Raw genomic sequence first — 9320 nt, forward strand, 5'->3', positions numbered from 1 at the left:
GGCACAAATGGTTAAGGAAAATAAACTTTGCATTTTCATTTGTAAGATTTGAACTTTTAGATGATAATACAGAAACGTGGGCGATTGTTAATCTGATTGATGAGGAAAATTTGCTTAAAAGATACGGATATCATTTACAGGTTTATTATATCCTGCTCTTTGCGTCACTTTTAATTCTCGGTTACCTTTTATTTATTTATTTCAACTCTGTGAAATATAGCTTTGATCTGGAGGAGGAACTTGACGGACAAGTCAGGGCTGTTTTTTGACTTGGAGCGTAAATATAGGGAACTTGCTGATAATCCATTTGTTGGTTTGGCAATTTATGATGAGAATGGGTTTATATCTGTCAATAGAAGGTTTTGTGAAATTTTGGGGTATGAATTGGATGAACTTATGAAACTTACTCCATTTGATTTTATTCACCCTGAGGATAGGGATAAATGGGTTGAAAGGGCGATCAAGTTATTGCATGGTGAATATGCTCCAGAGCGAACTTCTTACAGAGCGATAAAGAGAGATGGAAGCATTGCTTATTTAGTGTGTTATTCCAAGTTAATTAATCATGGTGGGAAGCCAGCTGTCCAGACCGTTATTTTTGACGCCACAAAGGAGAAGATGCAGGAAGATATGCTCAGGCATTTACAAAGGGTTGAATCAATCGGGACATTTACGATGGGGATGGCGCATGATTTTAACAATATCTTGCAGATAATTATAGCTTCAGCGCAGATGATTGATTTGAAGGCGAAAAAGAGGGAGTTAAAGTCAGAAGATTTGGTGAAATACATTGATAATATAATTTCAATTTCAAATCGTGGAGCTGAGCTTATAAAGCGTTTGAAAATTTTCGCACGGAAGGAAATACCAAATGCTGAAATAATTGATCTTGGGCAAATTGTTCTTAACAGCGCAGAGATTATGAAGTCAGTTTTTCCAAAGTTTATTGAGATTGAGGTTAAGATAGATTCTGAGGGGATTAAAGGTTATGGTTCAAAGACGGAAATTCAGCAGGCGTTGCTTAATATCTGTGTAAATGCCAAAGATGCCATAATTGAAAAGAAAGAAAAAGGTTTGCTTGATGGACCGGGGAAGATAACGATTCAGGTATCTGTAAAGAATATCTCGCTTGAGGAGGCGGAAATTTTTAAGGTAAGCTCGGGTAAATATGCATGTATTTCTGTTGTTGATAATGGAATTGGGATGGATGAAAAAACGAGGGAAAGGGTTTTTGAACCGTTTTTTACGACTAAAAAACCTGAAATTGGAACTGGGCTTGGGATGTCAACGGTGTTTGGAATTGTGAGCTCACATGGTGGGTTCATCAGGATTGATTCAAAGCTTGGCGAGGGGACAAAAGTTGAATTTTGCCTCCCTTTGGTTGATGAAATTTCGAAGAAAGTTGCGGTCTCGGTTGAATCTGTTAAGAAAGTGGATAAAAAGAGCGCTGTGATGATTGTTTCGGAGAAAAACGATTTAAGAGAAAAGTTGATAGAAGCGATGAGGGGTGCGGGGTTTGAGGTGTTATGCTCGGAGGATAAGGTTATTGCAGTTAAGATGTTAAGTGAAAATCTTGATAAAATTGATTTGATTTTGATTAACTCAAAAACACAGAGATTGAAGTTGAAGGATACGATTGCGGAGTTGAAGATTTTGAAGCCAGATGTAAAGATAGTTTTGCTTTATTCAACCCCTGAGACCGAGGGAATTGATGGGGTTGAGGTTCTTGAAAAACCAGAGGAGCAGATAATGAGGATTTTTGAGAATCTTAAAAATGTGAAATAAAAATTTTTTGATCTTGTGAAAGTTTTTGATTTTGAAATTCCTGAGTGCAAGAACTTCACTGGTTATAAACCATGTTATCCGTATTTAAAGTGTCATGAAACAGGTTGTGTTGACCCGAAGCCATTTGGTGTTAAGATATTGATAATTAATCTTGATGCGATGGGGAATGTTTTATTGACAACATCAGTTCTTCCCGCAATAAAGAGGAAGTATCCCGAGAGTTCAGTTTATTGGCTTACGCTTAAAAATACACATCACCTTCTTGATAATAATCCGTATCTTGACGAAGTTTTCATTTGGGAGCCCGAGACGTGGCTTGTGCTTGAAAATATGAGATTTGATATCGTTATGAACGCTGATAAGTCAAGAAGGTCAGCGAGTTTGACGATGAAGTTGAATGCGGGGATTAAGCTCGGATATGGCATGAATGAACACGGTCAGATAATTCCATTGAATAAATCTGCAAGTTATGATTATCAGCTTGGGCTTGATGATGAGTTAAAATTTAGGAAAAATCAAAAGACTCGGCAGGAAATTTTGTGTGAGATGTTTGAGCTTGAATATAAGCGTGATGAATATGTTCTTGTTTTAAGCGAAGATGAGAAAAAATTTACAGAGGAGTATAAAAGAAAGGTTGGAATTAAAGATGGTGAGCTTGTCGTTGGGTTTAACACTGGTTGTTCCCCCTTGTATCCGAATAAAAAGATGACGATTGAACAACATGTTGAGTTAATAAAGCGTTTATCAAGGTACGATGGGATAAAACTTGTGCTACTTGGTGGTCCGGAGGATACGGAAAGGAATGAGGAAATTTTTAATCGCTCGGTTAAGATAAATGGTGTAGCGGGGAAGTTGATCAATACACCAACAAATGAAGGTATAAGGCGAGGAATTTGCTATGAGAATATGTGTGATGTTGTTATAACTGGTGATTCGTATGGCATGCATCTTGCGATAGCTCTTAGAAAATTTGTAATAGCATGGTTTGGATTAAGCTCATGGACGGAGATAGATCTTTATGATAGGGGTGTTAAGTTAATCCCCGAGGGTTTGGAATGTGCGCCTTGTTGGAAGAAAGTTTGCCCTTATAATCTTGAGTGTATAAAGATGATAGATCTTGACAGGATTGAGGGGATTGTTGTTAAGTATAAAGAGGAGGTTTTTGATAGGTTAGTTAAGAAAGAGTTGTTTTGAAAAATTTTGCTGAATTTGGTAAATTTTAATTGAGTTTGTGATTCGTTCTTTTACAAGTTTTCGGGACGTAGCGCAGCCTGGTTAGCGTCCCAAGGGGAACCCTTAGGGTCACTACCTTGGGGTGGTAGGGGTCGCGGGTTCTCCCAAAAGGATTCTTTCAATTTCTCGGGACGTAGCGCAGCCTGGTTAGCGCACTACCTTGGGGTGGTAGGGGTCGCGGGTTCAAATCCCGCCGTCCCGACTTAAATTTTTAAGTGTGAAGATAATTTGATGAATTAAAATTTTGTTCTTTTTCAAATTTTTGGAGTGTAATGTGCTCTGGTTAGCGTCCCGAAGGGAACCCTTAGGGTCACTACCTTGGGGTGGTAGGGGTCGCGGGTTCTCCCAAAGGGACTCCTTTGGAGGAATCCTGCCGTCCCGACTTGAACTTTTAAGCACCTTACTTTTGTAAATTTTAACACACTTCTTCCAAAAGCACTTTCTTATCTATAGAGTCGGGGTAAAAAATTATTCGTTTGATTATGGACATAGTTATTGGTTCACTTAAAAATATCTTTGATGATGCTTTAATAGCTGCTTTAACTGATGAACCTGTTTTAATACTTGGTGAGACAGGAACGGGGAAAGAAGTTCTTGCGAGGTTTATTCATCAAAACTCAAATAGAAAAGACAAAATTTTCATTCCTATAAATTGTGCTGCTATACCAGCAACTCTCCTTGAAAGTGAACTATTTGGGCATAAAAAGGGTGCTTTTACTGGGGCGGATAGAGATAAAAAAGGAATTTTTGAAGAGGCTGATGGTGGGACTGTTTTCTTGGACGAGATTGGCGAATTGCCTATTGAATCACAAGTTAAAATTTTGAGAGTGATTGAAGAAAAGGAAATAATTCCGGTTGGGGATACAAAACCAAAACATGTTGATGTCCGTTTCATTGCTTCAACTAATGTTGATTTAAAAGCGAAGGTGGAAAGAGGTGAATTTAGGAAGGATCTTTACTATCGCCTTTCCGTTTTTGTATATAAACTTCCGCCGTTGAGAGAGCGAATTTATGATCTGCCCGATTTTGTTAAGTATTTCATACAATCATCTGGAAAAAATGTTAAAGTTGATCCAGCTGTGATGGAACTTTTCTTTTGTTATCCATGGCCTGGGAATATCCGAGAGTTAAGGAGTGTCATTGTTTATTCTCTTGCGAAATCAAACGGGGCTGATATTAAAATTGAGCATTTACCCGATTATTTGGTTCACTTCTGTAAGCATCCTGAGATTTTGAGGGGGAACAATGCCAAGGTGAAACTTGAGTGTTTTGAGGCGTATTTAATAAGTGAAACACTGAAAGAACATCCAAATCCAAAAGAAGCGGCTAATATACTTGGGATAAGTTTGAGAACTTTTTATCGTAAGTTGAAGAAGTACAAGCTCAATTCTGACAAATGATTTCGTTGATTAATTTGTGAGTGCCAAATCTGGCAAAATTCCTTCCTTCTTGTTGTCAATTTTGACTTCATACTGTTTAAAATTGGGGAATTTGGGGTGAAATTTCATGGCACGATAGTTGCAACTTTATTTGTAGAAAAAAATTTAAATCAGGAGAAAAACCTATGAAGAAAGTTTTTATTGATCCTTCAAGGTGCATTGTGGATTGATATAGATAAATTTAAAGGCTTGCAACATCTCCTCGGGGCCACAGCACCTCTTACAACCTTTCAGAGTTTAACTTGATAACAAAAGATGTTTTAAGTTGAAAACAAGCCTTTTTGAAAAGATTCAAACTAAAGAATTTACTATTGAGGATATGGACTGTGTTTTAAAATTTCAGGATGAGTTGAGGAAAGCGGGTAGTTATAGTTTTTTCTGTGAAAAGGTATTTGTGGATATTTTGAGGGAGATTCAAACATCTGGGACATTGTTTGGAAGGATTGCTTATCTTGGTAATGAGCCTGTTGGTTTAATTTTCGGTGATATACAGCCAAAGTGGTATCATGGTTTTGATTGTGCTTGGTTAATTGCTATTGTAGTTCATCCAGATTACAGAAGACAAGGTATTGGTAAGCGCCTTTTAGTTGAATTTCTTGAGAAGGTGAGAGAACTTGGTTTAAAAAGGGTTTGCACTATGACTGAGTTCGCTGATGAGGAAACAATTGCATTTTTGCAAAAGATGGGATTTAAGCGGGGTAAATTTGTTCAACTTGAAAAGCAAATTTAAACAAAGTGGGAGGTTTAAAAATGCAAAAGCAGGAAACATTTTATGAAGCAGTAAGAAGAAATGGGATTTCAAGGCGTGATTTTTTGAGGTTCTGTCTTTTGACGACTGCTTATCTTGGGCTTGAAAGCAGTATGTTTGCTAAAGTTGTTCGCGCTCTGGAATCAAAACCACGACCACCTGTATTCTGGTTGAATTTTGCAGCGTGTACATGTTGCACTGAATCATTGATCAGATCCTCGCACCCGCTGATTTCAGATGTAGTTTTAGGTATTATATCGCTTGATTATATGGAAACAATTCAAGTTGCTGCTGGTCATCAAGCTGAGGAGATCGTTTGGGAAGGGATGAAGAAAAATTTTGGAAATTATATTCTTGCTGTTGAAGGTTCAGTCCCAACTAAAGATGGTGGAGTCTATTGTACTGTTGGAGGTATGACGGCAATTGAATACCTTAAAAAAGCAGCGCAGGGTGCGAAGGCGATAATTTCAGTTGGTTCATGTTCTTCATTTGGTTGTGTGACAACCGCGCACCCAAACCCAACCGGTTGTAAGCCAATCTATAAGATAATTACAGATAAACCTGTTGTTAATATTCCAGGTTGTCCGCCAATAGCTGAGGTTATAGTTGGGACGATAGTTCATTTGATCACATTTGATTCACTTCCAGAGCTTGATTCATTAAAGAGACCCAAAGTTTTTTATGGGCAAAGGATTCATGATAAATGCTACCGTAGAGCTTTCTTTGATGCTGGGATGTTTGTTGAAAAATTTGATGATGAAGGTGCAAGGAAAGGTTGGTGTTTATATAAAGTTGGATGCAGGGGACCTGTAACTTATAATGCTTGTTCAATTGTTAAGTGGAATGAAGGGGTAAGCTTTCCAATACAATCTGGTCATCCATGTCTTGGTTGTTCAGAGCCAGATTATTGGGATAATAGACCACTTTATCAGCATGTTGCTGATGTTCCTTTGCCTGGATTTGCGACTGCGGATGAAATTGGTAAAGGATTTGCTATAGGTGTTGCAGTTGCAACCGGGGCTCATCTTGTAGCTTCAATTGTTAAGAAAGCAACTCAGAAAGCAAAGGTTGAAGAAAAGAAACAAAAGGAGGAATAAAAAATGGCGCAAAGAGTTGTCGTAGACCCAATGACCCGAATTGAGGGTCATCTCAGAGTTCAAGCAATTGTTGATGGAAATGTTATTAAAGATGCATCCTGCACAAGTGCTCTTTTCAGAGGGATTGAAATAATTTTAAGGGATAGAGATCCAAGGGAAGTATGGGCGCTTGCTGAAAGAATCTGTGGCGTTTGCACGCTTGTCCATGCTGTTACCTCTGTGAGGGCAATTGAAGATGCTTTGAAGATAAAAATACCTAAAAACGCAAATTTAATAAGGAACATAATGATAGCAACTCTTTTTGTCCACGACCATGTTGTTCATTTTTATCATCTTCATGCTCTTGATTGGGTTGATGTCGTCTCAGCGTTAAAGGCAAATCCTAAAGCCACTGCTGAACTTGCTCAAAAAATTTCAAATTGGCCCAAATCATCGGTTGGATATTTTACTGACATTCAAAACCGCTTAAAGAAATTTGTTGAATCCGGTCAGCTTGGAATTTTTGCAAATGCATATTGGGGTCATCCCGGGTATAAACTTCCACCTGAGGCAAATCTTCTTGCGGTTGCCCATTATATTGAAGCATTGAATTGGCAAAAAGAGATTGTAAAGATTCACGCTGTTTTTGGCGGTAAAAATCCTCATCCAAATCTTTTGGTTGGAGGAATGCCATGTGCTATTAATTTAAATCATCCTGATGCGATTAATGTTGATAAGCTTGCCCTTGTTAAGTCAAAGATTGAAGAAGCAGAGCAAATTGTTGAGCAACTTTATTGGCCTGATCTTCTTGCTATAATGTCATTTTACAAAGAGTGGGCGAAATGGGGTGGGGGTGTAAGCAGAAAAGGAGTTCTTGATTATGGTGAATTCCCTGAGGATTCAGGAGATATCCACACAATTTTAAAGACAAACAGATGGAAAGGTGGAGCTGTTCTTGATGGGAATTTGAACGAAGTTCATGAAGTTGACCCGACGGATCCAGAGCAAATTCAAGAATATGTTGCCTATTCTTGGTATGAATATTCAAAAGGTGATAAAATTGCCTTTCATCCTTGGGATGGAGAAACGAACCCGAAGTATACAGGTCCAACCCCACCATGGGAATTTCTTGACATGGATAAAAAATATTCCTGGATGAAAGCTCCTCGCTGGCGTGGAAGACCAATGGAAGGAGGACCTCTTGCAAGAACAATAATTGCCTTGGCTCATAAAGATGAAGAGGTTAAATCTTATGTTGATGAGGCACTTAAAAAGCTCGGGCTCCCATTTGAGGCTATGTATTCAACGCTTGGTAGAACAATTGCAAGGGGAATTGAAACAAGAAGAGCGGTGGGAATGTTGAAAAAACTTTACGATGATCTCATCACCAACATTAAAGCAGGTGATTACAAGACCGCAAACATGGAGAAATGGGACCCCGAGAAATGGCCAAAAGGTGAAGTAAAAGGTGTTGGAACTTACGCAGCCCCTCGTGGTGCCCTCGCACATTGGGTTAAAATTAAAGATGGCAAGATAGCAAATTATCAAGCTGTGGTTGCAACGACTTGGAACGGTTCGCCAAGAGATGCTATGGGTCAGCGTGGCCCTATGGAGGAATCTTTGATTGGCGTCCCAATTGTTGATCCGCATAAACCACTTGAGATTTTGAGGGTAATTCACTCTTTTGACCCTTGTCTTGCTTGCTCAACTCATGTTCTGGATATAAACGGGAATGAGATAACCAGAATTGAAATTTTGTAAAAACAAATGGAGTTAAAAACAATGCAAGCAAATCAAATATATCGGGTTGAATCTGAATGTGTAACAAGATATTATGTTTGGGATTCTATTGTGAGGATTAGCCATTGGATAAATGTCATCGCGGTTGGTGTTTTAATTTTCACAGGTTTTTACATTAGTACTCCATTTTATCGTCCAACTGCGGATGAACCATTTGGTGCAACTGTTATGGCGACGATGAAAAATATACATTTTTTGTTCGCAATAATTTTCACTTTAAACGGATTGTTTCGTGCATATTGGTTTTTTGCTGGGAATACATATCGTCAGTGGTTTAGATTTCATATCTGGAAAGCTGATTTCTGGAAGGAAGCATGGTGGAAATTAAAAGATTATATCACCTTGCGATATACCGATTACGAGCTTCATACGCTTGGACATAACACTCTTGCGACATTAACTTATGTAATTCTTTTCATTGTCGCTTCTGTTCAGGGGTTGACTGGTTTTGCGATGGCTGGGAAGATTAACCCAGGTGGATTTTTTGATACATTGTTTGGATGGGTTATACCTTTGTTTGGTGGCGAGGCTAATGTGAGGATGATACACAAAATGATAATGTGGGGAATAATTGGATTTATGATTCACCATATAACTTTTGTTATCTATCTTGAGGTGTTTCGTGAGAAGGGGATGTTGTCTTCAATGATAACGGGTTTGAAAACAAGACCCTTGGGTTGGGAACCGATTGAAAAACCTTGGGAGAAAAAAGAAAAATGAAAATTTGCGTCCTTGGTATAGGTAATCCATTGCTTGGAGATGATGGTTTCGGTGTTGAAGTCGTTAAGAGGTTGAAAGAAGAAATTGGGGAGCCACCTGATGTTGAAATCATTGATGGTGGCTCCCTTGGGATTTACCTTTTGCCATATCTTGAAGATAAAACACATCTTATAGTTGTTGATGTTGTAAATTTCGGGGGCAAGCCAGGGGAAATCATAAAGTTAAAACTTGATGAAATTCCCGCCTTTATCGGTCTTAAAATGTCAGAACACCAAATAACTTTTCACGAAGTTATTGCTTTGATGAATTTGCTTGGTTTTAAACCTATTGAGAGCTTTTTAATCGGTGTCCAGCTAAAGGAAAATAAATGGGGTGGAGAGATGAGCGATGAGGTTAGGAAATCTATCAATAATGTTGTTCAGGAAGTAAAAAAGCAAATAGAGATTTGGAGGAGGGAATGGAATCTAACTTAACGAATGCTGTTTTTCTTCTAAATGAGATAAAACATGCGCTAATTGA

Annotated in this window: 9 protein-coding genes and 1 tRNA gene; all 10 read left to right on the forward strand. The window is 38.4% G+C overall.

Annotation, left to right across the window (positions count from 1 at the left end):
- Nucleotides 1–269 (forward strand): hypothetical protein (locus AT685_RS08465; RefSeq protein WP_159420498.1); only part of this gene is annotated, 269 nt, incomplete at its 5' end.
- Between the two features lies 1 nt (nucleotide 270).
- Nucleotides 271–1785, forward strand: a complete 1515-nt coding sequence (locus AT685_RS06555) for a two-component system sensor histidine kinase NtrB (RefSeq protein WP_072152023.1) — start codon at nucleotides 271–273, stop codon at nucleotides 1783–1785.
- Nucleotides 1786–1800: 15 nt separating this feature from the next.
- The gene (locus AT685_RS06560) at nucleotides 1801–2979 is read left to right on the forward strand and encodes a glycosyltransferase family 9 protein (protein WP_072152024.1); all 1179 of its coding nucleotides are present in this window, start codon (nucleotides 1801–1803) and stop codon (nucleotides 2977–2979) included.
- Nucleotides 2980–3145: 166 nt separating this feature from the next.
- A tRNA-Pro gene (locus AT685_RS06565) sits at nucleotides 3146–3220 on the forward strand.
- Between the two features lie 280 nt (nucleotides 3221–3500).
- Nucleotides 3501–4418 carry a sigma-54 interaction domain-containing protein gene (locus AT685_RS06570; RefSeq protein WP_072152025.1) on the forward strand — a complete coding sequence of 306 codons (918 nt, stop codon included), beginning with the start codon at nucleotides 3501–3503 and terminating at the stop codon, nucleotides 4416–4418.
- 304 nt (nucleotides 4419–4722) lie between these two features.
- Entirely contained in the window at nucleotides 4723–5187 is a 465-nt protein-coding gene (locus AT685_RS06575) for a GNAT family N-acetyltransferase (protein WP_072152026.1), read from the forward strand.
- 20 nt (nucleotides 5188–5207) lie between these two features.
- The gene (locus tag AT685_RS06580; protein ID WP_072152029.1) at nucleotides 5208–6302 is read left to right on the forward strand and encodes a hydrogenase small subunit; all 1095 of its coding nucleotides are present in this window, start codon (nucleotides 5208–5210) and stop codon (nucleotides 6300–6302) included.
- Between the two features lie 3 nt (nucleotides 6303–6305).
- On the forward strand, nucleotides 6306–8042 hold the full coding sequence (locus AT685_RS06585) for a nickel-dependent hydrogenase large subunit (protein WP_072152027.1): 1737 nt from the start codon (nucleotides 6306–6308) through the stop codon (nucleotides 8040–8042).
- Between the two features lie 6 nt (nucleotides 8043–8048).
- The gene (cybH, locus tag AT685_RS06590; RefSeq protein ID WP_072152028.1) at nucleotides 8049–8801 is read left to right on the forward strand and encodes a Ni/Fe-hydrogenase, b-type cytochrome subunit; all 753 of its coding nucleotides are present in this window, start codon (nucleotides 8049–8051) and stop codon (nucleotides 8799–8801) included.
- Nucleotides 8798–9274, forward strand: coding sequence for a HyaD/HybD family hydrogenase maturation endopeptidase (locus AT685_RS06595; RefSeq protein ID WP_072152030.1), 477 nt, complete (start codon nucleotides 8798–8800; stop codon nucleotides 9272–9274). The genes cybH and AT685_RS06595 overlap by 4 nt, the downstream gene beginning before the upstream one ends.
- Nucleotides 9275–9320: the final 46 nt, after the last annotated feature.

The organism is Candidatus Kryptobacter tengchongensis, from assembly GCF_001458555.1.
Classification (GTDB): Bacteria; Bacteroidota; Ignavibacteria; order Kryptoniales; family Kryptoniaceae; genus Kryptonium; species Kryptonium tengchongense.

What these genes read in the sequence shown, in the direction of transcription:
- AT685_RS06570 (WP_072152025.1), top strand. Translation starts at nt 3,501, where the DNA reads ATGGACATAGTTATTGGTTCACTTAAAAATATCTTTGATGATGCTTTA.
- AT685_RS06580 (WP_072152029.1), top strand. Translation starts at nt 5,208, where the DNA reads ATGCAAAAGCAGGAAACATTTTATGAAGCAGTAAGAAGAAATGGGATT.
- AT685_RS06585 (WP_072152027.1), top strand. Translation starts at nt 6,306, where the DNA reads ATGGCGCAAAGAGTTGTCGTAGACCCAATGACCCGAATTGAGGGTCAT.
- cybH (WP_072152028.1), top strand. Translation starts at nt 8,049, where the DNA reads ATGGAGTTAAAAACAATGCAAGCAAATCAAATATATCGGGTTGAATCT.
- AT685_RS06595 (WP_072152030.1), top strand. Translation starts at nt 8,798, where the DNA reads ATGAAAATTTGCGTCCTTGGTATAGGTAATCCATTGCTTGGAGATGAT.